This window comes from Sphingomonas paucimobilis NBRC 13935 (assembly GCF_000739895.2).
GTDB classification, from domain to species: domain Bacteria; phylum Pseudomonadota; class Alphaproteobacteria; order Sphingomonadales; family Sphingomonadaceae; genus Sphingomonas; species Sphingomonas paucimobilis.
Map to the genome: position 1 here is coordinate 32,930 of NZ_BBJS01000002.1, position 26,696 is coordinate 59,625.

The 26,696-nt window shown below is 67.0% G+C and carries 16 protein-coding genes; 5 read left to right on the plus strand and 11 right to left on the minus strand.

Going from position 1 to position 26,696, the window contains the following annotated elements:
* Positions 1 to 68: 68 nt before the first annotated feature.
* Genes SP6_RS00600 through ku form a run of 4 tightly spaced genes read right to left on the minus strand, consistent with a single transcriptional unit; the run spans position 69 to position 6,799 of the window.
* The gene (locus SP6_RS00600; protein WP_007406819.1) at positions 69 to 980 is read right to left on the minus strand and encodes a transglutaminase family protein; all 912 of its coding nucleotides are present in this window, start codon (positions 978 to 980) and stop codon (positions 69 to 71) included.
* Positions 977 to 3,454 carry a circularly permuted type 2 ATP-grasp protein gene (locus SP6_RS00605; protein ID WP_007406811.1) on the minus strand — a complete coding sequence of 826 codons (2,478 nt, stop codon included), beginning with the start codon at positions 3,452 to 3,454 and terminating at the stop codon, positions 977 to 979. Before SP6_RS00605 ends, SP6_RS00600 begins: the two co-directional genes overlap by 4 nt.
* A 23-nt stretch (positions 3,455 to 3,477) precedes the next feature.
* On the minus strand, positions 3,478 to 5,916 hold the full coding sequence (gene ligD / locus SP6_RS00610) for a DNA ligase D (RefSeq protein WP_007406817.1): 2,439 nt from the start codon (positions 5,914 to 5,916) through the stop codon (positions 3,478 to 3,480).
* Positions 5,909 to 6,799 (minus strand): non-homologous end joining protein Ku, encoded by an 891-nt coding sequence (ku, locus tag SP6_RS00615; RefSeq protein WP_007406827.1) that lies wholly within the window; start codon positions 6,797 to 6,799, stop codon positions 5,909 to 5,911. The genes ligD and ku overlap by 8 nt, the downstream gene beginning before the upstream one ends.
* A 96-nt stretch (positions 6,800 to 6,895) precedes the next feature.
* Here ku and pdxH point away from each other — a divergent pair, with 96 nt between their 5' ends.
* Genes pdxH through SP6_RS00630 form a run of 3 tightly spaced genes read left to right on the plus strand, consistent with a single transcriptional unit; the run spans position 6,896 to position 9,227 of the window.
* Entirely contained in the window at positions 6,896 to 7,477 is a 582-nt protein-coding gene (pdxH, locus tag SP6_RS00620; protein WP_007406826.1) for a pyridoxamine 5'-phosphate oxidase, read from the plus strand.
* Positions 7,474 to 8,424 carry a cation diffusion facilitator family transporter gene (locus SP6_RS00625; protein ID WP_007406836.1) on the plus strand — a complete coding sequence of 317 codons (951 nt, stop codon included), beginning with the start codon at positions 7,474 to 7,476 and terminating at the stop codon, positions 8,422 to 8,424. The genes pdxH and SP6_RS00625 overlap by 4 nt, the downstream gene beginning before the upstream one ends.
* Positions 8,424 to 9,227, plus strand: a complete 804-nt coding sequence (locus SP6_RS00630; RefSeq protein WP_007406814.1) for a PhzF family phenazine biosynthesis protein — start codon at positions 8,424 to 8,426, stop codon at positions 9,225 to 9,227. Before SP6_RS00625 ends, SP6_RS00630 begins: the two co-directional genes overlap by 1 nt.
* 215 nt (positions 9,228 to 9,442) lie before the next feature.
* On the opposite strand, the gene SP6_RS00635 is transcribed toward SP6_RS00630, so the two are convergent.
* The 4 genes from SP6_RS00635 to SP6_RS00645 form a co-directional block, all read right to left on the minus strand.
* Positions 9,443 to 12,829, minus strand: coding sequence for a chromosome segregation SMC family protein (locus tag SP6_RS00635; protein WP_042468301.1), 3,387 nt, complete (start codon positions 12,827 to 12,829; stop codon positions 9,443 to 9,445).
* Positions 12,830 to 12,981: 152 nt separating this feature from the next.
* Positions 12,982 to 13,392 carry a hypothetical protein gene (locus SP6_RS20725; RefSeq protein ID WP_126053410.1) on the minus strand — a complete coding sequence of 137 codons (411 nt, stop codon included), beginning with the start codon at positions 13,390 to 13,392 and terminating at the stop codon, positions 12,982 to 12,984.
* A complete protein-coding gene (locus SP6_RS20730; protein ID WP_126053411.1) occupies positions 13,389 to 13,928 on the minus strand; it encodes a hypothetical protein in 540 nt (179 codons plus the stop codon). Before SP6_RS20730 ends, SP6_RS20725 begins: the two co-directional genes overlap by 4 nt.
* A gap of 704 nt (positions 13,929 to 14,632) precedes the next feature.
* Entirely contained in the window at positions 14,633 to 15,898 is a 1,266-nt protein-coding gene (locus tag SP6_RS00645) for an NAD(P)/FAD-dependent oxidoreductase (protein WP_007406133.1), read from the minus strand.
* A gap of 45 nt (positions 15,899 to 15,943) precedes the next feature.
* Between SP6_RS00645 and SP6_RS00650 the strand changes: the two genes are divergently transcribed.
* The gene (locus SP6_RS00650; protein WP_007406058.1) at positions 15,944 to 16,957 is read left to right on the plus strand and encodes a 4-hydroxyproline epimerase; all 1,014 of its coding nucleotides are present in this window, start codon (positions 15,944 to 15,946) and stop codon (positions 16,955 to 16,957) included.
* An 82-nt stretch (positions 16,958 to 17,039) separates the two neighbouring features.
* Here SP6_RS00650 and SP6_RS00655 read toward each other — a convergent pair whose 3' ends face one another.
* From SP6_RS00655 to SP6_RS00665, 3 genes are all read right to left on the minus strand, one after another.
* Positions 17,040 to 18,242: a M24 family metallopeptidase gene (locus SP6_RS00655; protein WP_007406090.1), complete on the minus strand. Its 1,203-nt coding sequence runs from the start codon at positions 18,240 to 18,242 to the stop codon at positions 17,040 to 17,042.
* A gap of 51 nt (positions 18,243 to 18,293) precedes the next feature.
* On the minus strand, positions 18,294 to 21,611 hold the full coding sequence (locus SP6_RS00660) for a class I SAM-dependent DNA methyltransferase (RefSeq protein WP_007406130.1): 3,318 nt from the start codon (positions 21,609 to 21,611) through the stop codon (positions 18,294 to 18,296).
* Between the two features lie 211 nt (positions 21,612 to 21,822).
* Entirely contained in the window at positions 21,823 to 23,328 is a 1,506-nt protein-coding gene (locus SP6_RS00665) for a S10 family peptidase (protein ID WP_007406060.1), read from the minus strand.
* A 204-nt stretch (positions 23,329 to 23,532) separates the two neighbouring features.
* Between SP6_RS00665 and uvrA the strand changes: the two genes are divergently transcribed.
* Positions 23,533 to 26,433 (plus strand): excinuclease ABC subunit UvrA, encoded by a 2,901-nt coding sequence (uvrA, locus tag SP6_RS00670; protein WP_007406054.1) that lies wholly within the window; start codon positions 23,533 to 23,535, stop codon positions 26,431 to 26,433.
* Positions 26,434 to 26,696: the final 263 nt, after the last annotated feature.

Here is a 26,696-nt window from a genome sequence, read left to right on the forward strand (position 1 = left end):
GCCGATCTCGCCCTGTTTGGTCGTCGGACTTCCATCATGGCATCGATCCCCCCAAATCGCGGTGACGATCAGTCGGACAATATGGTTTCCGCCATCACCGGATCATCGACGGGCGCGACGTCGACGCTGACGTCCATCTTCTGCGCGCCCGAGCCCAGTACGACGCCGTCCACGGGGGCGATCTCGGCATAGTCGCGGCCGATCGCGACGATGATATGGTCGCCCGCCATCCAGATGCCGTTCGTCGGATCGACACCGACCCAGCCATGCTCCGGCCCGCCCCAGATCAGCACCCAGGCGTGGGTCGCATCGGCACCCACCAGCCGCGGTTGTCCGGGCGGCGGTAGGGTGCGGATATAGCCAGATGCATAGGCCGCCGGGATGCCCGCCGCGCGTAGGCCGGTGATCATGATCTGCGCGAAATCCTGGCATACGCCGCGCCGCTGGCGGAACGCCTCGGCCGGGGGCGTGTCGACTAGGGTGGCGGCGGGGTCGAAGGCGAATTCGCGCTGGATGCGATTGGCGAGCGCAAAACCGGCTTCCAGCGCACCCCGCTCGGGCGACAGGTCGGCCGCGCACCATTCCGCAATCGCGGGGTCGAGCGGAATGAGGGGCGAGGGGAAGATGTAATTGGCCGGCCCCACCGCCGACAGGTCGCGGCTCGATCGGGCGAGCGCCGACACCTCGGCCAGCGTCGGGTCGTTCGGCGACGGCATCGGCACCGGCCGGTCGACCAGCATCCGCGCGCGGCTCTCGATGGTCAGGCTGCGCACCGGGCGATCCACGACCAGCCGCGTGACATGCGCCAGCCCCGCCTCGGCCCGCGCCGCACGGGTGCGCCCGACCGGCTCGACGATCAGATCATAGGACTCCAGCGTCTGACCGGGCCAGTCGATCGGTTTCAGCCGCAGGTTGCACCGCGCATATTTGACCTGCGCGCCGTAATCGAAGCGGGTGATGTGGCGGATGTCGTAGATCATGCCAGGGTAAGCCCCCCGGCACGCAATGGCTCCGCGCCTTGCAGGAAATAGCGGCGCGCAATCGCTTCGGAGAGCAAGCCCAGCCGCCGCTCGACATCGCCGAGCGTATCGACGTCGAGGGTGCGCGCGTCCGCCGTCTCGATCGCCGCACGAACCGCGATCGCCTGGGCCTGTTGCGGCTCGGCCATGTCGTCGTCGGACAGGACGGGCAGGCGCGACAGGCAGTCGGCGATGCGCGCGGTCTGATAGGCCAGCGCGCGCGGATTGTTGGGGTCGAGCGCGACCAGATCGACCACCGCGACGCGCGCGAGGCCAGTCGGATAACGCTGGCGATAGCTGATCTGGCTGTTGGCGAGGTCGAGCAGGGTGGACAGGTCGTCCGCAGACGCGCCCGCCATGCCGAACAGGCGCGTCGCGCGTGCCACCGCCATGGCGCGTTCCACCCGACGGCCGAGATCGTGGAAGCGCCAGGCGGTGGTGCGGACCATATGCTCGGCCGACAGCCCGGCGATCGCGGCATAGCGGCGTTGCAGCGAGCCCGCCCGGTCGAGCATCCCGACATGGCTGGGGAAGGGCGCCTCGAGCAACCGCACCATGTCGGCGGACAGACGATCGCGCGAGCCTTCGCTGATCCCGCGCGCCAGGCGATTGATGCGGGCGACCGAGTGCCAGCCCTCATCCTCCATCGCGGTGCGCGCGAACTGGGTGAGGGCGGCGCGGTGCAGGCTGTCGGGGTGCGGGGCCGCACCCGCGCCGGTGATGAGGCCGACCAGTCGCCCGACGGTGCGCGTATCGAGCGCCGCGCCGCCATCGGCGTCGATCGAATTCCCTAGCATCACCCGGATCGCCGCCAGCAGCGCCTCACCCCGCTCCAGATAGCGGCCCAGCCAATAGAAATTGTCGGCGACGCGGCTGGGCAAGGTTCCCGGATTGCGGCGGACATGGAGCGAATCGGGGTCGGCGAGCAGCGACATCGGCGCGACCGGCTCGGGCCCGTGGATGCAGACATCGGCGGACCATAGCCCTTCGCCGATCATCGCGGCGGTCGCCTCGGGATGGTCGCCGATCCGGCCGAAGCCGCCGGGCAGGACGGTCCATTGGCCCTCGCTATCGCGCGCGGCGAAGACGCGCAGCGTGAAGGGACGCGGCTCCAGCTGGTCGCCGATGACGACGGGCATGGTCGACAGCCGAACCATTTCCTGCCCGACATAATCCTGCGGGCGTTTGACCATGTCGGCAATCAGCATCGCGCGCTCTGCAGGCGACAGGCTCGCGCCCGGCCGGGTGCCCTCTGGCAGGCCCAAAGGCCTGGGGCCGAAGGCGGGGGCGATCAGCAGATCGTCCAGGTGCTCGGCGACATAATCCGCCTGCGTCGACCCGCCGCACCACCATGTGGCGATGGTGGGCAGCTTGAGCGGGGCGTCGAGCAATTGCTCGGCCAGCACGGGCAGGAAAGCGGACAGGGCCGGGCTTTCGAGCACACCCGCGCCCGGCGCGTTGGCGATCACCACCTGCCCCTCGACATAGACGTCGATCAGGCCGGGCACGCCGATCTGCGAATGGCTGTCGAAGGCCAGCGGATCGAGCATCCGGGGGTCGAGCCGCCGCCACAGCGCATCGATCCGCTTCAATCCGGCGACCGTGCGGACATAGACCTGTCCCTCGATCGCGGCGAGATCGGCCCCCTCGACCAGCAACAGGCCGAGATAGCGGGCGAGATGCGCCTGTTCGGGATAGCTCGGGTTGAACCGGCCCGGCGTCAGCAGCCCGATGCGCGGGTCGGCGCGGCGGCATTGCGCGGCCAGCCCGGCGCGGAAGGCGGCGAAGAAGGGGGCGTGGCGCTGGACATTCAGGCGGTTTTGCAGGCCCCCCAAAGTGCGGCTGACCGCCAGCCGGTTCTCCAGCGCATAGCCCGCACCCGCCGGATTGCGCAGATGATCGGCCAGCACCCGCCACTCGCCGTCCGGCCCGCGCGCCAGGTCGAAGGCGACGAAGCTCAAATGATGGCCGCCCGGCGGCGTCACCCCCACCATGGGCCGCAGGAAATAGGGGCTGCCGGTCGCGAGCGCGGCGGGAATATGCCCCTCGGTCACCAGCCGCCCGGGGCCGTAGAGATCGGCGAGAATCGTCTCCAGCAGCTCCGCGCGCTGGACCACGCCGCCCGCGATGCGACTCCATTCGCCGGTGTCGATCAGCAGCGGGACGGGCGAGACGGGCCAGGGGCGCTCGTCGGTTTCACCGATGATGCGAAAGCCGGTGCCGATATCGGCGGCGTGGCGCTGCACCCGCTCGCGCGCATGGGCCAGGTTGCTGGCGACGGCGGCGAGTTCCTCCAGCATCGCGGGCCAGGCCGGATCGTTCGATCCCGCCATGACGTCCGAGGGCGTCGCGGCGCTGCGATAGGCGGCGGTCCAGGCGGCGGCCTGTGCGGGGCTGTCCTCGGATGGGTCCATCGCGGCGGAAAATCGCCGCATCGGCCACAGGTTGCAACAGGCGATTAGACATCAGGCAGGATTTGATCAGCCACGCCCCATCCCCGCAGGCCTGCGCTGGCGGCCCGTTCGAGCAATTCCTCGGCATCCCGGATCGTCCAGCGTGCCGCCGTGTCGACCTTGTCTAACTCGCGCCATGCGACTGGGGCCGCGACCGGTGCCCCGGCCCGCGCGCGCGCCGAATAGGGCATGACGGCGGTCGCCCCGCGCTGGTTGCGCAGCCAGTCGATGAAGATCCGCCCCTGTCGCTTGGCCTTGGTCGCGACCGCCACGAAGCGCGCCGGATCGCCTTGCGCCAGCGCCTTGGCGAAGCGTTCGGCGAAGTTCGATACGGCGGGCCACTCGGCTTGCGGCGTGAGCGGCACGACGACATGGACGCCCTTGCCGCCCGACAGCATGGCGAAGCTGGTCAGTCCCAGTTCGGCCAACTGGTCATGGATATGGACGGCGGCGCGCTTCACATCGTCGAACGAGACCGATGGATCGGGGTCGAGGTCGAAGATCATCCGGTCGGGCTGTTCCAGCGTCGCGATGGACGAGCCCCAGCCGTGAAACTCGATCGACCCCATCTGGATACAGGCACGCAGCCCCTCGGCATCCTCGACATAGAGATAGGGTTCGGTGCCGCCGTCCTTCTCGCGGATCGGGATGGAGTGCACCTGCGACCCGAAACTGCCCGCGTCATGCTTCTGGAAGAAACAGGCGCGGGCACGGCCTTGCGGGCAGCGCACCAGGCTGACCGGCCGCCGCGCGACCCAGGGGAGCATCAGCGGTGCGAGCTTGGCGACATAATCGGCGAGGTCGCCCTTGGTCAGATCGCTGTCGGGGAAGATCACCCGGTAGGGATGGGTGATGGTAATGGCGCTGGCTTCGGGCGACGGGACGGGGGCTGGGCGTTCCTCGACCACCTGGTCGGCGGGCTTGTCCTCGCGCAATCCGATGAAGCTGGGATGGCGGAGCAGGCCATCGGGCGTCGTCTCGGTAAAGGCGATTTCGGCGACCAGATCGGGGCGGACCCAATGCGCGCCGCGCACCATCGCGCGGGGGGCTTCGACGGGGGTGGTCTTGCGCGTACGGGCGTCGAGTAATGCGCGGAGTTCGGCCATGCGTTGCTGGGTGAAGCCGGTGCCGACCTTTCCGGCATAGGCCAGCTTGCCGTCGCGGTTCACCCCCAGCAGCAGCGACTTCAACCCCCGCCGTGCCTTGTCGGACGGGAGCCAGCCGACGATGACGAACTCCTGCCGCCTCAGGCATTTGATCTTCAGCCAGTCGCGGCTCCGGCCATTCGGGTAGCGGCTGTCGGCGCGCTTGGAGACGATGCCCTCCAGCCCCTCGGCGCAAAGCTTGTCGAACAGCGCCTCGCCCGATCCGGTGATATGCTCGGCGAACTGGATCGTCTCGTCGCCCTTGGGAATGATGCCGCGCAGCCGCTCCTTGCGCTGGACCAGCGGCAGGCCGGTCAGGTCTTCGCCGTCGAGCGACAGCAGGTCGAAGGCGAAGAGGCTCATCGGCCGGTCGGTGCCGATCGCATCCTTCAGCGTCGAGAAATCGGGCCGCCCATTCTTGAATGCGACGATCTCGCCATCGATCAGCGCGGACGTGACGGGCAGGTCCGCAGCGGCCGCGACGATGCCGGGGAATTTCGCACTCCAGTCGAGGCCGCTCCGGGTGAAGACCTGCGCCTTGCCGCCGCCGATCGCGATCAGCGCGCGATAGCCGTCATATTTGATCTCGTGCAGCCAGCCATTTCCGGCGGGCACCTGATCGACCAGCGTGCACAGCGCCGGGGATCGAAACTCCGGCAGCGTGCCGTTCTTCGCCTTCGCCTTGCGGGCGGCGACCTTTGGTTTCCTGGTGGGCGTTTTCTTCGGCGGTTTCCCCTCGGCGATCTGCGCCATGGTTCGGCCGGTCGCGACGCTGGTCAGCGCCTGATCGGTCAGCGTGTCGGTGCCCCCGGCCTGTGCATCCGCCACCTTGCGGAGCAGCCAGTTCTCGCGCTTTTCCTTGGCCCGTGGCTTCATCCGGACGAGCAGCCATTCGCCCTTCATCCGCTCGCCATCGAGGATGAAGTGGAGGTGGCCGTCCTCCAGATCCTTCGCGCTCTTGCCCGCGACCGGCGACCAGGTGCCGCGATCCCACAGCATCACCGTGCCGCCGCCATATTGACCCTCGGGAATCGTCCCTTCGAACGTCGCATAGGACAGCGGATGATCCTCGGTCCGCACCGCCAGCCGCTTCTCATCGGGGTCCAGGCTCGGCCCGCGCGTGACGGCCCAGCTTTTGAGCACCCCGTCCACCTCCAGTCGGAAGTCCCAGTGCAGCCGGGTCGCGTCATGTTTCTGCACGATGAAGCTGTTGCCCTTGCCGGGCTCCAGCGTGCCCGCGGGCTCGGCGGTGCGGGTGAAGTCGCGCTTGGCGTTATAGCGTTCGAGCGGATCAGCCATGTTTGCGCGCCGGGGCTTTGCGCGTGGTCGTTTTCTTCGCGGGCGTTTTCCGCGTCGTCTTGGGCGGTGCTTTTCGCGAGCGGCTGCGGATCTCGCCGCCTTCCATCGACTGTTTGAGCGCGGCCATCAGGTCGGCGACGTTGCTCCCCGAGCGGGCGGGAGCGTCATCCTCGTCCTCGATGATCTTCTTGCCCTTCGCCTTGCGCTTGCGGTCGATCAGGCGGTAGAGCGCCTCGACATAATGATCGTGGAATTGCTTGGGGTCGAAGGGGCCGGATTTCTTCTCGATCAGCGCCTCGGCCAGGTCGAGCAGTTCGGCGTCGGGCTTGGCATCACCGATATCGCTGAAATAGGCTTGCGCCTTGTTGACCTCGTCGGCGTAGCGCAGCGTCTCCAGGATCAGTCCGCGTCCGCACGGCCGCAGCGAGACGATATATTCGCGGCCCCGCAGCGCCAGTTGCCCGAGCCCGACCTTGCCCGTCCGCTTCAATGCCTCGCGCAGGACGATGAACGCCTCCTCCGCCAGGTCATCGGCGGGCACGACGAAATATGGGCGTTCGTAATAGAGGACGTTGATCTCGCTCGCATCGACGAAGCGGGTCAGTTCCAGCGTCTTTTTCGACTCCAGCTTGACCGCGTCGATCTCTTCCTGGTCGAGCAGGACGTAATCGCCCTTGGCGACCTGATAGCCCTTGACGATCTCGTCGGTGTCGACCGGGCCAATATCGTTGACGACTTTCTCGTAATGGATCGGCTTGCCGCTGGGTTCGTGGATCTGCTTGAACTGGATGGTCGCGCCGCTTTTGGTCGCCGGATAGAGCTCGACCGGGATCGAGACGAGGGCGAGGCGGATCTGACCCTGCCAGTAAGCGCGTGCGGGCATTGGGAAAATCTCCGTTGCGTAACGGGATCAATGACGGACCCAGCGTTTCCGTTCCCGACATTGGTTTTCGTCCATCACAGGCGTATGGACGCGCGCATGGCTGACGATCCCTTTGCCCTGTTCGACACCTGGTTTGCCGAGGCACGGGCAAGCGAAATCAACGATTCCAATGCGATGGCGCTGGCGACGGTCGATGCGAGCGGTCAGCCCTCGGTGCGCATGGTGCTGCTGAAGGGCCATGACCCGCGCGGATTCGTGTTCTACACCAATCGCGAGAGCCGCAAGGCGCAGGACCTGGGCGAGGGCAGCAAGGCCGCTTTGCTCTTCCACTGGAAATCGCTGCGCCGTCAGGTTCGGATCGAGGGGCCGGTGAGCCGTGTTTCCGACGCCGAGTCGGATGCCTATTTCGCCAGCCGGGGTCGCGACTCGCAACTGGGGGCCTGGGCGTCGGAGCAATCGCGCCCGCTCGCCGATCGCGCGACCTTCGAGGCGCGGTTCGAAGAGATGCGCGCCCGCTTCGAGGGCGGCGACGTGCCGCGCCCGCCGCATTGGGGCGGATACCGCGTGACCCCTGAGCGGATCGAATTCTGGCTCGACCGCGAACACCGGCTGCACGAGCGCCGTGTCTTTACCCGCACCAGCGAAGGCGGCTGGGACGAAGGATTGCTGTTCCCGTGACCCAGGACGAACGCAAGAAGGTCATTCCCCTGGCCACCAAGGCGGCGCTGGCCAGCGTCGCGATGGCGCTGTTCCTGCTGGCGCTCAAAGGTTTTGCCGCATGGCGCACCGGGTCGGTCGCGATGCTGGGGTCGCTCGCTGACACCGCGCTCGACCTGCTTGCCAGCCTAGTGACGCTCTACGGCGTCCGGCTGGCGGCGACGCCGGCCGACCATGACCACCGGTTCGGCCATGGCAAGGCGGAGGCGCTGGCGGCACTGTTCCAGGTGGCGCTCATCACCGCCTCGGCGGCGGGCATCGCCTGGCGCGCGGTGATGGCGCTGGGCGCGGCCGATCCGACCAGCGACGCGGAGTTCGGCATCGGCGTGTCGGTCGTCGCGATCCTCGCCACGCTGGTCCTGCTCGCCTATCAGCGCAGCGTCATCCGGCAGACGGGCTCGGTCGCGATCCTGGCCGATAACGTCCATTACCAGTCCGACGTGCTGCTCAACGGATCGGTGATCGTCGCGATGGTGCTGGACCAGTATCTCGGCTGGCATGGCGCGGACCCGATCTTCGGTATTGCCATCGCGCTCTGGCTGGCCTGGGGCGCGTTCCAGGCGTCCTCGACCGCGATCGACCAGTTGATGGACAAGGAATGGTCCGACGACCAGCGCGCCGCCTTTCTCGACGTCGCCGCGCGCCAGCCGGGGTTGAAGGGTATTCACGACTTCCGCACTCGCCGATCGGGCAGCCACGACTTCGCGCAATTCCACATGGAGGTGGAGCGCGATCTGACGGTTGCCGCCGCGCATGACATCGTCGAGGGTGTCGAGCGGGCACTGCGCCGCGCCTTCCCCAAGGTCGAGGTGCTGATCCATCTCGATCCCGAAGGCCATGTCGATACCGACAATCCGCTGGTCGAGGCGGACGTGACCCCGCATTGGTTCGGCAAGCGGGTCTATTGATGCGCATTCCCTTCACCCAGGTCGATGCCTTTGCCGACGCCGCGTTCGGCGGCAATCCGGCGGCGGTGATGCTGCTGTCGGCCTGGTTGGACGACGCCGTGCTGCTGGCGATCGCGCAGGAGAACAACCTGTCGGAAACCGCCTTCCTCGTGCCGTCCGATGGCGAAGAGGCGGATTTCGAGTTGCGCTGGTTCACCCCGGGCGACGAGGTGGAGATGTGCGGCCATGCCACGCTGGCGAGCGGGCATGTCGTGCTGTCATCGGATACGACACGCGAGCAGGTGCGGTTCGCGACCCGCCATGCCGGGGTGTTGGAGGTGGCGCGGGACGGTCTCGGCTATAGCCTGTCGCTGCCGGAGCGCACGCCGTCGCCGGAGCCGCTGCCGGAGGTGGTCGCGGCGCTGGGCGTGGACGGCGTGGTCGAGACGTTGCGTCATCCGGCGGGCTATGCGGTCGTGGTGGTGGACGGTGCAGCGCGGGTGCGGGCGTGTACGCCGGACTTTACGGCGCTGGCCAAGGCGGGACGTTATGTCGTCATCCTGACGTCGCGGGGCGGGGAGGGAGAGGCGGATGTCGTCAGCCGCGTCTTCGTGCCGGCTTTCGCCATCGACGAGGATCCGGTGACGGGCGCGGCCCATGCGGTGATCACGCCCTATTGGACGAAGAAGCTGGGGCGCGAGGCGTTCACGGCCGAGCAGGCGAGCACGCGGGGCGGGCGGCTGACCTGCGGGCTGGAGGGCGACCGGGTCGTTCTGGGCGGCGGGTGCGTGACGGTGATCGAGGGCACGTTCCTGCTGCCGTGAGGGGCGGGCGTAGGCGTCGACTTCGCTCAGCCTGAATGGGAGCAAGGGCAGTAAACTATAAACGACAGCACCACCCCGGCGAAGGCCGGGGCCCAGGTGCCACTAAGCCCGTGGCGCGCTGATCGGTCCGCGAGGGCAAACGTAAGGAGCCCGACGATGGCGCGTAGCAACTGGACCCCGGCCTCCGCCGGGGTGGGCTGATATAAGGGCGGATGTTACTCCGCCGCCAGTAACGTCTCCGCCGCCTGCAAATCCACCGACACCAACCGGCTGACCCCGCGTTCGATCATCGTCACGCCAAACAGCCGGTGCATCCGGCTCATCGTCACCGCATTATGGGTAACGATCAGATAGCGCGTGTCCGTCTCGCGCGTCATCCGGTCGAGCAGCCCGCAGAAGCGGTCGATATTGGCATCGTCGAGCGGCGCGTCGACTTCGTCCAGCACGCAGATCGGCGCGGGGTTGGTCAGGAACAGACCGAAGATCAGCGCCACCGCCGTCAACGCCTGCTCACCCCCCGACAGCAAGGTCAGCGACTGGAGCCGTTTGCCGGGCGGCTGCGCCATGATCTCCAGTCCCGCCTCGAGCGGATCGTCCGAATCGACCAGCGCCAGATGCGCCGAACCACCGTCGAACAGCGTCGCGAACAGCGTCTGGAAATGCCCGTTCACCGCCTCGAACGCCGCGAGCAAGCGTTGCCGCCCCTCGCGGTTGAGCAGCCCGATCGAACCGCGCAGTCGCGTCACCGCCTGCGCCAGGTCCTCGCGTTCGGCGGCGTTGGCAGCGCCGGAGGCTTCCAGCTCGGCCAGTTCCTGTTCGGCGACCAGGTTGACCGGCCCGATCCGCTCGCGATCGGCGGAGAGTTTATCGTGCAAGCCCGCTTCGACCTGCGGCGAACCGACGCTGGCGCCGTCGAATTCCAGCCGCTCGGGCAGGACCGGGGCGGGGCAGGCGAAGCGCTCACCGGAGACGCGGCCGAGTTCGACCCGGCGCAGCTCATGATTCTCCACCCGCGCCAGCGCCCCCGCACGGGCCTCGCGCGCGGCGGAGAGCAGGGCATTGGCGCCGGCATGGGCGGCCTCGGCCGCGCGCAGTTGGCGTTCGGCCTCCGCTTCCTCCGCCTGGGTCCGCTCGGCATCGGCGCGGGCGGCGTCATGGGCGGTGGCCAAGGCCGCAATCTCTTCGGCCAGTTGCGCGGGCCGATCGGCGAGCGCGGCGGCATCGCGCTCCAGCGTCGCGGCGCGCGTGTCCATCTCGGCAATGCGCCCCGCCGCCTGACCGGCGCGCTGGTCCCAACTCTCCGCCTCGGCCGTGGCCGCGTCCAGACGATCGCGGGTCTGGGCCAGGCTGCGGTCCAGCGTCGTCCGCTCCGAACGGGCTAGTGCCACTGCCGACCGCGCCAACTGCGTCTCGGTCTGCAGCCGCGCCGTTTCCGCCGCGCTGGCCGAGCCGTCGGGCAAGGCGTCGAGCGCGGCCGCGGCGCGTTCGCATTCGGCCAATGCCTCGTCCATTTCGGCCGCAATCCGCTCGGCACGGGTGGCGAGATCGGCACGCTGCCCCGCGAGCCGCTCGACTTGCGCCTGGGCGCGGTCCTCGGCGCGCTGCGCGTCGCGGTGTGCGGCCTCCGCCTGGGCAAGCAGGGTCCGCGCGCTCGCGGCGGCGAGGCGGGCGCGGGCGATACGGTCGTCGATCGCGGTGCGCGCCTCGGTCGCGATGCGCAAGCTCGACTCCACCGCCGGGCGCTCTTCCTCCAGCTTGGCCAGCCGGTTGCGACGCTCCATCCGCTCGGCCGCCGCCGCGCCGCCACCCTCGCCGATATAGCCGTCCCAGCGCCGCAGCCGGCCCTCACGCGTCACCAGCCGCTGTCCGACCGCCAGCGCCTGACCCGAATCCGCCTCCACCAGGAAAATCTGCGACAGCCGGCGGGCGAGGGTGGGCGGCGCCTTGATCCGAGCGCCCAGCGACAAGGTTCCGACGGGCGCCGGCGGATCATCCTCCGCCAGCGGCGATCCATGCCAGTCGGCCAGCGGTGTCTCCAACTCGTCGCCTAGCGCAGCGGCCAGCGCGCGCTCGAACCCCGGCTCGGCCTGGACTTCGTCGAGTAGCCGGTCGCCCCCCTTGCGCTCGGTGGCACGGGTCAGGGTCGCAACCTCGGCATCCAGCGCGGCGAGCGCGGCGATCGCCTGTGCACGAGCCGTCTCCGCCGCATCGCGCTCGGCGGTGGCGGTGAGTTCGCTTTCCTCGGCCCAGCCCAGCGCGGCGCGCGCCTTGTCCGCATCGGCGCGGGCGGCGGCCTGGGTGGCGATGGCGGCTTCGCGCTGTGCCTCCTGATCGGCCATGTCGGGTAGCGCGGCGATGGCGGCGGCGACCCCGCGCGCGTCGCGCTCGGCGCGTTCATGGCGTCCGCGCGCCGCCGCCAGCGCGCCCTCGGCGATGCGGCGTTCGGCGGCTTCGGCGGCCTGCGCCGACAGGGCTTTGGCCAGCGCCACCTCGGCATCGCGATTGCGGCTTTCCGCCTCGGCGAGCAGCGCATCCAGCCGGGGCATGGCCTGTTCGGCATGGGCGATGCGGGCGTTCAGATCTTCGCGCTCTTCGGCCAGCCGGCGGATCGTGGCGGCGGCGTCATGCGCCAGCGCATCTTCGCGCGCCCGGTCCTCGTCGATCCGGGTGCGCGCGGCGGCCAGTTCCTCGATCCGGCGTTGCAGGCCATGGCGACGGTCGCGCGCCCGCGACAGGGCATGGCCGGCTTCGCTGAGCGCATCGCGCGTGGCCAGCGCGGCGGCGCGGGTGCGGGCGGCGAGCGCGACCGCCTGTTCCTGCGCCTGGGCGGCGGTGCGTTCGGTGGCGGTGGTCTCGGCCACCTGCGCCTCGGCGGCGGCGGCCTCGGCCTTGGCGGTGGTCGCGGCGGCGGCGGCATCGCGCCAGCGCGCGAAGATCATCCGCCCCTCCGCCACCCGGATCTGCTCCGACAACAGCCGGTAGCGCTCCGCCGCCCGCGCCTGTCGCCGCAAGCTTGCGACGCGCGCGTCCTGATCGGCGATCGCCTCATCCAGCCGCGCCAGATTGGCTTCGGTCGCGCGCAGCCGCGTCTCGGCATCGCGGCGGCGGACGTGCAGGCCGGAGATGCCGGCGGCTTCCTCCAGCATGGCGCGGCGCTCGGCGGGCTTGGCGGCGATGACCGCGCCGATCCGGTTCTGGCTGACCAAAGCGGGCGAGTGGGCGCCGGTCGCGGCATCGGCGAACAGCAGCGCCACGTCCTTGGCGCGCACGTCGCGTCCGTCGATCCGATAGGCCGAGCCCGCGCCGCGTTCGATCCGGCGGACGATCTCGGTCTCCTCGCCCTCGCGCTCGGCCAGGATCGTGACCTCGGCAAAGTCGCGTGGCGGGCGCGTCGCGGTGCCGGCGAAGATGACGTCTTCCATGCCCGCGCCGCGCATCGACCGCGCGCTGTTCTCGCCCATCGTCCAGCGCAGCGCTTCGAGCAGATTCGACTTGCCGCAGCCATTGGGCCCGACAACGCCGGTCAGCCCCGGTTCGATGACCAGATCGGCCGGATCGACGAAGCTCTTGAAACCCGAAATGCGAAGCCGCTTGATCTGCACGGACCCGGTCGCTGCCCTCACGTCGATACGTGGTTAATCGATAGCGAATGGGGGGGGATTGTCGAGGGGGCGTGGCAATGACCGAGCTTCGGGAGCAGGCGCTTCCGGGCGAGCTCAATGGGTGGATGCAATAAGTGCTTTTAAGAATTGCATCACCTTGCGGGGCCCTCGCGTGCGACCAGACTGCCATGAAGGAGAAAAAGGCTGGCCGCGGTGCTGATAAGCGTGAGCGCGGAGCCTGCGGCTTCGATGATCCAGTCGCCTCTTGCCACGGCGAATATGAGAACGGCGGCAGCCACAATAACGCTTAGAAGCAAGGCTGGCTTCCAAAAGCGGACCGCGCGGGGTTCAAATCGTCCCAATCCACTTAACCACCAGATGACTGGTAGCATTAGTAGCCAGTAAAATGGATTTTCGCGCGCTTGATACTGACTTCCGGTCACAAGCAGGCCTATCAGCGATACTGTCGCCGAAATACCTGCGACGGCAGCAAAGCCGGCTGCCCAGTTTGAGCGCTTATCCTTGCGGAGGCGTTGCCAATAATCTTGATCCCTGCGTATCACGAGCGTTGCCCTGTTTCTTCAGTGATCCAAACCACCACGTCCCAAAAGCCCGAACCCAATTCCCCGAGCGCACCGGAGTAGCTGCTGGCGAACAGGCCGATCACGCCAGCGACGCCGTCCATCAACCGCTGTCGCACGACCTTATTGATCACGATACCGGGAACTCGGCGCGCCCCTTGCAGATCCAGGGCCGAAGTCAGCGCTTTACGCATCGGTCTGCTAATCGTTTCTCCTTGGCTGGCACGGCTGAAGGAATAACCAGCCTGACGCAGTACGGCATTGGTTGCCTTGAGTTCTTTCAACGCGCCGCCAGCTCCCACAAGGCCGACGACATCTGCGGCTAGCATAGTGCGCACATACCAGCGATTCGCATCCCAACTGCGATTCACGTCCGCGCGGCCTCGCTCGACATTGACGACTCGGGCTACGGATACCACGCATTGACCAGTGGCCGCCGCCGCGCCTCCATAGACCATTGCGGCACCGAAGCCGCTCAGACCACCGGTCGCCGGCGCCAGCGCGGTAAGGCCAGCCACACCAATTCAAGCGAGCGCCGCACCGCCACAATTCAAACCAAGATTGATCCATTCGGTCGCCGGAGAGGTGTCGGCCGTACGTGGTCGTTGTGGGGCTTGTGCTCGTTTGACTGGGGCGTTGCCGGATTTTGCAAGCATCGGGGGTGCTGTCACCGGTTTAACGCGCCGCTCGAACACGACGGTCGCCGTGCTTGGCGGCGGCTTGCGCAAACGCTGCATCCGTCCGAAGTCAATGAGTACCACCCCAAGCCCTCGGGTCTCCGGAACCAGATCAACGACCCTCACAAGGTGTCGGGCGAATGTGGCGCCGTTTGGAGGAATGTTTCGAGATGACGCGATGGTCGGTGGAGCACTGGCCATGTTCATTCCCTCAAGATTTCGTGTCGCTTGGTAAGCGACCACAGCAACCCGCAGCGAGCGCCAATCGGAAAGGATGTATCCTCATGTAGGATTTTCCGATAGTTGACGCATAGGGTCAATCACCAGAGTGAGGGAATGCCAATTTTGTAGCGCATGGCTGCTCGTTACCTTCTAAAATGAGGCAGGCATTTGGATCGACGTTTTTTTGCGTCAATGATTTCATTTATGGGGCAGAGCGTAACGCTCAAGAGCGCAAAATCACCGGCATGAAGAGTAAGACCCCGCTACCTGATCAAGCTGGCTGCGACAAATAGGCGGCTGGAACGTGCTGCGATTGCGCGTGATCAGCGAAAGCGCTCCAAGCTGAACGATCCCAGTGGAACCATGGTCGCATCGCCCCCCAACAACCCCGCGACCAACTCCCCCGTAATCGGCGCCAGCGTCAGGCCGAGATGATTGTGTCCGAAGGCATAAGACACCCCCCGCACGCCCCGCACCCGGCCGATGGCGGGCAGATAGTCCGGCAAGGTCGGCCGTGCGCCCATCCAGGGCTTGGCATCCTCGCCGATCGGCAGGCCGAGCGCCGCGATGTGGTGGCGCAGGCGGTTCCATTTGGCGTGGTCGGGCTTGGCGTGCGCGCGGGCGAATTCGACGATGCTGGCGGCGCGCAGGCCCCCGGCGAAGCGGGTGACGATCATCGAGCGGTCCTCGAACACCACCGGCGGCAGGTCGGCGGGCCAGTCGACCTCGGGCCCCGTCTGGAGATGATAGCCGCGCTCGGCGATGATCGGCGCCTTGACCCCGAAAGGACGGAGCAGGTCCGCGCTCGCCACGCCCGCCGTCACCACGATCTCGTTTGCCGACAGGCGACGACCATCGGCAAGCCGGACTTCCCCCTCGCCAACCGCCGTCACCCGCGCGATGATCCGCGTCCCGCCATCGGCCAGGAACCGGGCCAGTGCGGTCTCGGCGAGCTGGCTCGGGTCGGCAATCTGGCCGCTCCCTTCGAACCGGATACCGCCGACGATCGGGCTGGCGATCCGGGCCCGCCAATCGTCTAGCTCCGTGTCAGTCAGGGGGCGGAAGCGGGCGGTGCCGGTATCGGCGGCCTGCCAGCCGGCCAGCCCCCGTGCGGCACTGTTGGGGGTTTCCCACAGGACGATATGGCCTTCCTCGCGCAGCAGTTCGGGCGCACCCAGCGCCGCGACATGCCGCCGCCACGCCGGCATCGCCTGCGCCAACAGCGCCGCCAGCGCCTCATGCGCCCGCGCATAGCGATCCGCGCGCGCCGCTCCCAACAGCCGTAGTGCGAAGGGCAGCCATGTGCCGATCTCGCGCGGGGGAAGCGCCAGCGCGCCGCCCCGGCAGAAGAGCTTGCCGGCAAAGCCGCGCACCATCTTGGGCGAGGCGATCGGCTCGGCTTGCTCGGTGGCGATATGGCCGGCATTGCCCCAGGACGCGGCCCGCGGGATATCCTCCGCCTCGACCAGGGTCACGGCCCAGCCGGCGCGCTGCAACGCCAATGCGGTCGTGGTCCCGACGATGCCGCCGCCGACGATCAGCGCATTTCGATTGGCGACAGGGGAGAACGCATTTTCCGACTTGGGCATAGACCATATGATACCGCATACGGATTGGGTAGCAAGGAAATCCCGATGACGACACCGACGATCCGCCACACCTTTTTCTGCATCGACGGCCACACCGCCGGCAATCCCGTCCGGCTGGTGGCGGGGGGCGCGCCGCTGTTGCGCGGCGCCAGCATGGCGGAGCGCCGGCTGGATTTCCTCGAGCGGTTCGACTGGATCCGCACCGGCCTGTGCTTCGAGCCGCGCGGGCATGACATGATGTCGGGCGGCTTCCTCTATCCGCCGTGCGAACCCGATAGCGATGCCGCGATCCTGTTCATCGAGACGAGCGGCTGCCTGCCCATGTGCGGACATGGCACGATCGGGATGATCACCTTCGGCCTGGAAAACGGCCTCATCACCCCACGCGAGCCGGGCAAGCTGAAGGTCGAGGTGCCAGCGGGCACCATTCATATCGAATATGAGAAGGAAGGCGCGAAAGTCACCGCCGTCCGCATCCGCAACGTGCCCGCCTATCTGGCGGCCGAGGGGATCGAAATCGACGTGCCGGGCTTCGGCCCGCTGACGCTCGATGTCGCCTATGGCGGCAATTACTATGCCATCGTCGAACCGCAGGGAGCCTATACCGGCCTCGACGATCTGGGCGCGTCGCGGCTGGTCGAACTCAGCCGTATGATCCGCGAATTGGTGCGCGAGAAGTTCGAGCCGGTGCATCCGCTGGAACCCTCGATTCGCGGGGTCAGCCATGTGCTGTGGGCCGACAAGCCCTCGGCCGAGGATGCCGATGGCCGCAACGCGGTCTTTTACGGCGAACGCGCGATCGACCGTTCGCCTTGCGGCACCGGCACCTCGGCGCGTCTTGCCCATCTGGCGGCGAAGGGGCGGCTGAGCGTCGGCGACCGCTTCGTCCATGAAAGCTATATCCGCAGCCGGTTCATCGGCCGGGTCGAGGAGGCGACCGAGCTTGGCGGGCAGGCCGCGATCGTGCCGTCGATCCAGGGCTCGGCGGTGGCGACCGGGTTCAACACGATCTGGATCGACCGCGAGGACCCATTCTGGGCCGGGTTCACGGTGGTCTAAATCAGACCACCGCTCGCGCTGAGCGATGTCGAAGCGCCTTTCCGTGGCTGTCGACTTCGCTCAGGCTGAACGGCCGGGGTGCTTACCCCAGATCGTCGATCGCGGGCTGCGGTTCGGTGAACCAGGCCGCGCCCGTGTCGGTGATGTAAAAGTGATCCTCCAGCCGCACGCCGAAGCGATCGGGCACCACGATCATCGGCTCGTTGGAAAAGCACATGCCGGGGGTCAGCGGCGTGCGGTCGCCGCGCACCAGATAGGCGGGTTCGTGGATCGACAGGCCGATGCCGTGGCCCGTACGGTGCGGCAGGCCCGGCAGGCGATAATCGGGACCGAGTCCTGCGCGCTCCAGCACGGCCCGCGCGGCATAGTCCACCGCTTCGCACGGTTCGCCCGGGCGGACGGCGGCGAAGGCGGCGGCCTGTGCCTCCTTCTCGATATCCCAGATGCGGCGGACCTCGTCGCCAACCTCGCCGAACGCGTAGGTGCGGGTGATGTCCGAATGATAGCCGTCGATCAGCGTGCCGGTATCGACCAGCACCACATCGCCCTCACGCAGCACGTCGTCCTGCGGCAAGCCATGTGGAAAGGCGGTCGAGCGGCCAAACTGCACCGCGCAGAAAGTATTGCCGGTCGAGGCCCCCAGCGCGCGGTGGGCCGCGTCGATGAAGCGGATGACCTCCGACGCCCGAATCCCCTCGTGCAGGATATGCGCGGCGCGGCGATGCACCTCCAGCGTCATCTCCATCGCTTGGCGCATTAGCGCGATCTCGGCGGGCGACTTGATCATGCGGCAGCCATCGACGACCGCCGCACCGTTGATCAGCCGGATGTCGGGGTCGGCTTCGCGGATGCGGTCGACGAACAGGAACGCCATCGCCGGATCGATCGCGAGCGTGCTCGCCCCCGCCGCCTTCAGCGCATCGGCGACCAATGCGGAGGGGCTTTCGTCCTCCTCCCACAGGCGGATATCGGTGGCGGTGATGCCCAGGCTCGCGTCGAACGAGCCCAGTTCGAAGGCGGGGCAGATGAAGATGGGGTCACCCTGTACCGGGAGCAGCATCGCCACGAGCCGCTCGGTCGCGCCCCAGGCGACGCCGGTGAAATAGCGCAGGCTCGCCCCCGCACCGATCAGCAGCATGTCCGCGCCGATACCCGCCATCAGCGTGCGGGCGCGGTCCAGGCGCTGCATCCGCTCGTCCGCGCCGATGACGGGGGCGGGGTTGGTCCATGGCGACAGCGCCGCCAATTCCCGCTCCGCCGTCGAGCCGCCGATCATCGATGCCATGCCAATCGCTCCGTTTCGTATACGGTTTGGCGTCTAGCGCGGATCGCGGCGTCACGCCACCCGGCGCAGGCGATAGCCCTCCGCGCTCTGTTCGACAAAGCCCAGCCGCACCGCGCCTGATAGCGCGGCCGCGACCGCGCGTTCGACCTGCCGTCCTTGGGCGAAATATTGCGCCAGCGCGGCGGCGGAGCGTGGGCGATCGGTGGAGAGAAGGGCGAAGACGCTGGCGATCCTGCCGCTGAGGTCGCGGGGGAAGGGCGGCTTGGCAGTTGCCGGCTCGACCAGTGGCAGCGTGCGTTCGGCGGGGGCGAGCGGCGTGGCACCGGCGCGGCGGCTCTGGAATTCGGGGCGCAGCCACCGGACGCGGCCGCCCCGTTCCTCGGCACGGCGCTCGGTGTTGAGCGCGACCAGCCGCTCGACCATGTCCGGCGCCTTGATCCCGGCGGGCCAGCCATAGGCAGCGATGACGGCGGCATCGATCTGTTCGTGCAACCGCGCGATCAGATCGACCGAGCCGGCGCGACGCTGGTCTTCCTCCTCGTCGCTGAGCGGTTCGCCGGTGATCAGCTTGGCGTGGAGATTGTAGAGGCCGGTCAGAGTCAGGTCGGGCGTCTGGGCGAGGATGCGCTTGCGCGTGGCGTCGAGTTCGTCGGCCAGTTCGGAGATGATGCGGCGGGCGGTCTCGCCGGCGTCGGGGAAGGGGAAGGGGTCGAAGCTCGTGGTTTTTACGTAGACCGCTGGCTGATCATAAACGCCAAGCATCCCGGCATTGGCGAGGTACCACGCCTCGTGTGTGGATGATTGCAGCATACCGAGTATCCAACTGTCCGCTGTTGCGATGCAAATGAGCTTATTGTCAGGCAGGGTATCGGCATCCAGAAACTGAAAAATGCGGTGCTTGGCCGTCTCGACCGTAGCGATATAGCGCGACAGCCCTTCCAGCGCGGGGCGCAATTCCCGGCGCGGTTCGCCGAACAGCCACCACTGGTCGCGATAGGTGGCACGCGCATTGCCGTCGCGTTCGGGCTTCACTTCGCGCAGCACATGGCCGTAGACCTCCGGAAAGCGCTGTCGCACTTCGGTTTCCGACAGGCCGAGCAGGTCGATCACCATCACCCCGCGTGCTCGCGCCGTCAGGTCGCGACCGTTGCGATAGGGGCGGATATGCCGCTCCAGCCCTTCGCGACGGCCGAGTCCCAGCATCTCGGCTTCCGCGGGCGAGACGATAAAGCCGGCGCCGTGGAGCGACACGCCGCGAGAACATAGCCAGGCATTGGCCAATAGCGGCTGTGCGCTGCTGACATTCGCGCCCACCGACAGATCGGCATTGATCCGTCCCACCGTCTCGGAAAAGCGGATGTCAGGCGTGTCGCTGTCCAGCCCACGCTCGCTGATGATCCGCAGGCGCCGTCCGTCCTGCCGCCCACGTGCCACCACAGTCATCGCGATCCGCACCATCGCGGCATCGGGTGTCGCCTTGGTCCAGGGGTGGTCGGGAATGGCGAGCAGCACGGATAGCGGCGTCGTGCCATCCAGCGCGCGGGCGATGACCCGGCGGCCAAAGGTCTGGGTGATCGAGTTGGTCGTGACGAAGCCGAAGCGGATCAGCGGCGAGCCCTTGGCCGCCAGTGCCTGCGCCGCGCGTTCCCACCAATAGAGGACATAGTCCGCCGCGCGCGGTACCTTCGCGTATGCGCGCCACAGGGCCTCGGCCATGCCCTCGGGGAGCCGGCCGCGCAGGTCCTTGCCGCCGATAAAGGGCGGATTGCCCACGATGAATTCCGCCTCGGGCCAGGCGGTCCGTGCCCCCGTCACGGTCAGCAGCGCGTCGCCGGTGACGATCGACTGCACATCCTCGAGCACCGGGTCGGACACCTGGCCGCCATTACGCAACTGCCAACGGATATAGCCCAGCCACAGCACAAGTTGCGCGATCGCGGCGGCGCGGGCATTGACCTCGATCCCATGGAAATTGCGCGGATGGACGGTCTCGGTATCGAGATGCAGCAGTTCCTCGCCCGACAGTTCGGCGAGCACCTCCAGCACCTCACCCTCCAGCCGCTTCATCAGCTCGAGCGTGACATAGAGGAAATTGCCGGTGCCACAGGCGGGGTCGAGGATACGCATCCTGGCCAGCCGGCGATGGAAATCGCGCACCCGCTGCACGGCGGCGCGGGGATTGTCTGTCCGCTCGGTCTCCATCGCGCTCAGCACCTGGGCCCAGTCGTCGCGTAGCGGCTCGATCACGGTGGTCGTCACCAGCCGCTCGACATAGGCGCGCGGCGTGTAATGCGCGCCCAGCCGCCGCCGCTGCGCCGGGTCGAGTGCCTGTTCGAGCAGCGTGCCGAAGATCGCGGGCTCGACATCGCGCCAGTCGCGCTTCGCGGCGGCGAGCAGTTCGCCGATCTCCTCGCGGTTGAGCGGCAGGGCATGGGCGGTGTGGAACAGCCCGCCATTGAACCGCCGCACCGGCCGGCGCAGCACATTGGCCTCGCCACCCCGGTCCATCGAATGCCACAAATCCTCCATCCAGGGTACGAAGGCGTCGGGCCGCTCGCAGGCATCGGTCAGCAGCGTGACGAAGCCGCCGCTGGGCAGCAGCCCGCTATGCTCGGCGAACATGGTGAACAGGCAGCGCATCAGGAACAGCGCCACCTGTTCGGGATCATGCCCGCGCTCCTCCAGCAGCTTGGAGATGCTCGCCAGCCGCGCCGCCACGTCGCGGGTGACGGCGGCGGCATGGCGGGTGGGGTCGAGGGTCAGCGGCTTTTCCCAGATCGCCGCCAGCCGCTCGCGGATGTCGGCGCGGCGCAGATCGTCGAGCGTGATGCGAAAACGGGCGCGGTCGGGGAATTGCTTGTAATGTTTGCCCTGGCCGGAAAAGTCGGCGAACAGCTCGATCACCCGGCCGACATCGACCACCAGCAGAAAGGGCGGCCAGCCATGGTCGACCGGCAGCGCCCTGGCATATTGCTCGGCCTGTTCGCGGGCGCGGCGCATCAGCACGTCCCATTGCCGCGATCGCGGTGCCGCTCCGGCTTCGTCGGGCAGCAGGCCGGGCAGGGTCGGACCCAGGTCGGCCAGCGATTTCGCGCCCAGCCCTTCGCGGCTCTGCTTGGCCTCCAGCACGAAGCAGCCGCGCTTGTAGAGGTCGATCCGCCCGCGCCGGTCCTCATCGCCGGGCAGGATGACGCCGCGTTCGAAGACATAGTCGTTGCGCGTGCTGGTGGCGTGCGCGGGTTCGGGCGGGGCGACGCCGATGACGGTGCAGAGCTCGGTCAGGAAAAGGGCGTAATTGGCGCGCTCGGCCCCGCCTTCGCACGCCTGCCAGCGCCGGATGAACGCCTCGATCGCCGCCGACGTCGCCATAAGTTGAAATCCTTCCGATGGGGATCATCGGGAGGATTTCGATTGGTCAAAGCGAAGTTGCGGCCATTTCTGTCCAGTCTCCTCACCTCCGTTCAGCCTGAGCGAAGTCGAAGGCCAAGGGAATCGGGAAACCGTCAAGCGTGCGCTTCGACTTCGCTCAGCGTGAAGGGCTGTGGGGATCGGTCAAAAGCATCGATAATGGATGCAAGACCTATCCTCCATACATCGCCATCGCATCGCGCCGGAACGCGGCACCGCTATCCGACCGGCTATAAAACATATGCCCACCCGGATAGACGTTCAGATGCACCCGCTGCGCCACGCCGTAACTCGGCATCTGGTCGACGATGAGTCTTGAAGCGAAATAGGGGCAGGACAGGTCGTCCCAGCCATGGACGATCATCACCTTCATCTTGGGATCGTTGGCGATCGCCTTGCGCAGATCGGTGACGGGGGTGTCGTCCGGCTTGCCGCGATCCCAGGCGCTGTTCACCTCATAGGACAGCGCGTGATAGCGCGCGTCGGTCTTCCAACCCACTTCGCGCGTGACGAAGTCGACCATTGCGCTCGTCGTCGGTGCGATCAGCGAGTCGAGTAGCGGATCGTTCGAGCGCTGCTGCGATGACCAAGGGAAGGGGTCGAAGGCGGTGACGTTGGAGTCGTAGATGCTGCCGATCGTCGAGTCGTTGCGATGGATCTCGCGCAAATAGGTACCCGTATCGACCCGCCCGCCCAGTTTGCGCACCAGCGCCGGGTCGAGCCCGGTCAGCTCGGTCACATGGCTGACCAGCCGATCGACCGCCTGGGTATCCGATCGGCCGCGCATCAGGTCGCGCAAATAATCGCCGCGCGCATAGGCTTCAACGCCCGCCATGGCTTCGGGCGTCAGCTTGCCCTGCCGCTCCAGCTGCGCCGCCGCCATCGAGGGCAGGTCGATCATCCAGGGCAGAGGCGACAGCGCCGTCGCACCGTCGCCCGAAGCCGGGTCGAGATAGGGCGAGACCATCACCAGCCCGTTCACCCCGACGCCGATCTGCGATTGCAGCTCATAGGCGATGCGCGGCGCGCGATAGCCTCCATAGCTTTCGCCCATGATATATTTGGGCGAGCGCAACCGGCCTTCCTTGACCAGCCAGTCATAGACGACCTTGGACAGATATTTGATGTCCGGATCGTTGGCGTAGAACGCCTTCTTGGTCTCCGCCTCGTCGACCAGACTGCGGCTGAAGCCGGTGCCGATCGGATCGATGAAGACCAGGTCGGTGAAGTCCAGCCAGCTATTGGCATTGTCTGTGGCGATCGGGCTGTCCGAAGGGGCGTCGCCCTGTGCGCCGAACTGGACATGCTTGGGGCCGACCGCGCCCATGTTGAGATAGACGGAGGCTGCACCCGGGCCGCCGTTGAAGGCGAAGGTCACCGGCCTCCGCACATCACCGCCGGGCACGGTATAGGCGGTATAGACGACCTGCCCGATCTCCTTGCCCTTCTCGTCGCGGACCGGAATCTTGCCGACCGTCGCCTTGTAGGTGAGGAGCTTGCCGCCGATCCGCGCGCTCTGGGTGATCGTCTTGTCGGCGGGGAGCGGCGGACGCTTGGCCTCGTCGTCTTTCGTTTCGGTGGTCGTCTTGGTCTCGGTCTTCTCCGCCTTTTGCGCGAACGCTGGGGTCGTGCCGGCGGCGAGCAGCAACAAGGCGGCCAGATGCAGGGTCTTGGACAAGATGGAAACGCTCCCCCTTCGGATTCTGTGACAATATATCACTCATGGCGTTCGGGAAGCCAAGTCCCGCCGCCTGTGCGAGGATCATGGGCGAATATCGAGCGTTACCGCAAGCCCAGCCACCACACTGCCCCTCGAAACCCGCCGACTCGCTTCCTATCTCGCCTATGGCAATTTTTCCGGAACAGAAGTAGAACCCGCTTCATGCTGACCAAGATTTCCGTCCGCGGCGCGCGCGAGCATAATCTCAAGGATGTCGATATCGACATTCCCCGTGACACGCTGACGGTGATCACCGGCCTGTCGGGCTCGGGCAAGTCTTCGCTGGCGTTCGACACCATCTATGCCGAGGGGCAGCGGCGCTATGTCGAGTCGCTGTCGGCCTATGCGCGCCAGTTCCTGGAGATGATGCAGAAGCCGGACGTCGACCATATCGAGGGTCTGTCGCCCGCCATCTCGATCGAGCAGAAGACGACCAGCCGTAATCCGCGCTCGACCGTCGCGACCGTCACCGAGATCTACGACTATATGCGCCTGCTCTGGGCGCGGGTCGGCATCCCTTACTCGCCCGCCACCGGAGAGCCGATCGCGGCGCAGACGGTCAGCCAGATGGTCGACCGGGTGATGACCTTGCCTGAGGGCACGCGCCTCTATCTGCTCGCCCCCGTCGTGCGCGGCCGCAAGGGCGAGTATCGCAAGGAAATGGCCGAGTGGCAGAAGGCGGGCTTTACCCGCGTCCGCATCGACGGCCAGCTTTATGAGATCGACGAAGCCCCCGCGCTCGACAAGAAGTTCAAGCATGACATCGAGGTGGTGGTCGATCGTCTGGTCGTACGCGAGGACATCGCGACGCGCCTGGCCGACAGTTTCGAGACCGCTTTGAAGCTCGCGGATGGCCTGGCCTATGTCGACCCCGCCGATCCGGTCGAACCTGCCACCCCCAAGTCCGCAGTGCTGGGCAACAACGCGCCCGACGGCCGCATCGTCTTTTCGGAAAAATTCGCCTGCCCGATCAGTGGCTTCACCATCTCCGAGATCGAGCCGCGCCTCTTCTCGTTCAACGCGCCGCAGGGGGCCTGCCCGGCCTGTGACGGCCTGGGCGAGAAGCTGATTTTTGACGAGGACCTGGTCGTCCCCAATCACGAGCTGTCGATCAAGAAGGGCGCGGTGGTGCCCTGGGCCAAGTCCAACCCGCCCAGCCCCTATTATATGCAGGTGCTGGGTAGTCTTGCGCGCGAGTTCGGCTTCTCGCTCGAGACGCCGTGGAAGGACCTGGACGAGAATGTTCGTGACGCGATCCTGTACGGGACGAAGGGCAAGGCGGTCACGCTGACCTTCGTCGACGGCAAGAAGTCCTATGACGTCAAGAAGCCGTTCGAGGGCGTGATCGGTAATCTCAACCGCCGGATGCTCCAGACCGAGAGTGCCTGGATGCGCGAGGAACTGTCTAACTATCAGTCGTCGCAGCCCTGCGAAGTCTGCCACGGCGCGCGGTTGAAGCCCGAGGCGCTGGCGGTGAAGATCGCGATGCAGGACATCTCACACGCGACCCGCCTGTCGGTGGTCGATGCGCTGGCCTTCTTCAACGGCCTGCCGGAGCATCTGACCGACCAGCAGCGCGCGATCGCGCAGCCGATCCTCAAGGAGATCGTGGAGCGCTTGGGCTTCCTCAACAATGTCGGGCTCGATTACCTCAATCTCGATCGGACCAGCGGCACGCTGTCGGGCGGTGAGAGCCAGCGGATTCGCCTCGCGTCGCAGATCGGCTCGGGGCTGTCGGGTGTGCTTTATGTGCTCGACGAGCCGTCGATCGGGCTTCACCAGCGCGACAACGACATGCTGCTCGCGACGCTGCGGCGGTTGCGCGATCTGGGCAATACCGTCCTGGTCGTTGAGCATGACGAGGATGCGATCCGTACCGCCGACTATGTCATCGACATGGGGCCGGGCGCGGGCGTGCATGGCGGGCAGATCGTCGCGCACGGCACGCTCAAGCAGTTGCTCAAGTCCAAGACCAGCGTCACCGCCGACTATCTGAATGGCACGCGCGAGATCGCGGTCCCGGCCAAGCGCCGCAAGGGTTCGGGCAAGAAGCTGACCGTGCACAAGGCGACCGCCAACAACCTGCAGGGTGTGACGGCGAGCATTCCGCTCGGCACCTTCACCTGCATCACCGGCGTGTCGGGATCGGGCAAGTCGAGTTTCACCATCGACACCCTCTATGCCGCCGCCGCGCGCACGCTGAACGGCGCCCGCATATTGGCGGGCAAGCATGAGAAGATCAGCGGGCTCGAACATCTCGACAAGGTGATCGACATCGACCAGTCGCCGATCGGCCGCACGCCGCGATCGAACCCGGCGACCTATACCGGCGCGTTCACCCAGATCCGCGACTGGTTCGCGGGGCTGCCCGAGGCGCAGGCGCGTGGCTACAAGCCCGGACGTTTCTCGTTCAACGTCAAGGGCGGCCGGTGCGAGGCGTGCCAAGGCGACGGCGTGCTCAAGATCGAGATGCACTTCCTGCCGGATGTCTATGTGACCTGCGACGTGTGCCACGGCGCGCGCTACAATCGCGAGACGCTGGAGGTGAAGTTCAAGGGCCATTCGATCGCCGATGTGCTCGACATGACCGTCGAGGACGCCGCCGAGTTCTTCCAGGCGGTGCCGCCGATCCGCGACAAGATGGCGATGCTGGTCGAGGTCGGCTTGGGCTACGTCAAGGTCGGTCAGCAAGCGACGACCCTGTCGGGCGGCGAGGCGCAGCGGGTCAAGCTGGCCAAGGAATTATCGCGCCGCGCGACGGGCAACACGCTCTACATCCTCGACGAGCCGACCACGGGGCTGCATTTCGAGGATGTGCGGAAATTGCTCGAAGTACTCCACGCGCTGGTCGAACAGGGCAATACGGTGGTGGTGATCGAGCATAATCTCGACGTCATCAAGACTGCCGACTGGATCGTCGACCTTGGCCCCGAAGGCGGCGTAAAGGGGGGCGAGATCGTCGCCGTCGGCACGCCCGAAGTCGTCGCAGCCGAACCGCGCAGCTTTACGGGCAAGTATCTGAAGCCCCTGCTCGATAAGGGGCAGGCGCAGGCGGTGGAGTAACGATTTTCTCCGATATGGGGAGGGGAATGCTTTTGGGGAATGCCCCCTCCATCATGTCTCCCGCCTGCAGCGCCTCCGGGTCGGACGCTGGTCCTTTTGCCTTGGACTTCGCTCAGGCTGAACGGGGAGCGGGGATTGTTCAAATGGCATCATCGCCGTTCGTACGGAGCGAAGTCGGAAAGGATGTTCCGCCTGCTGACGCGCAAATCACCGCCAAATAAACCCGCTTAACATATCGCAACCTTTATCGCCGCGAAGCGCTT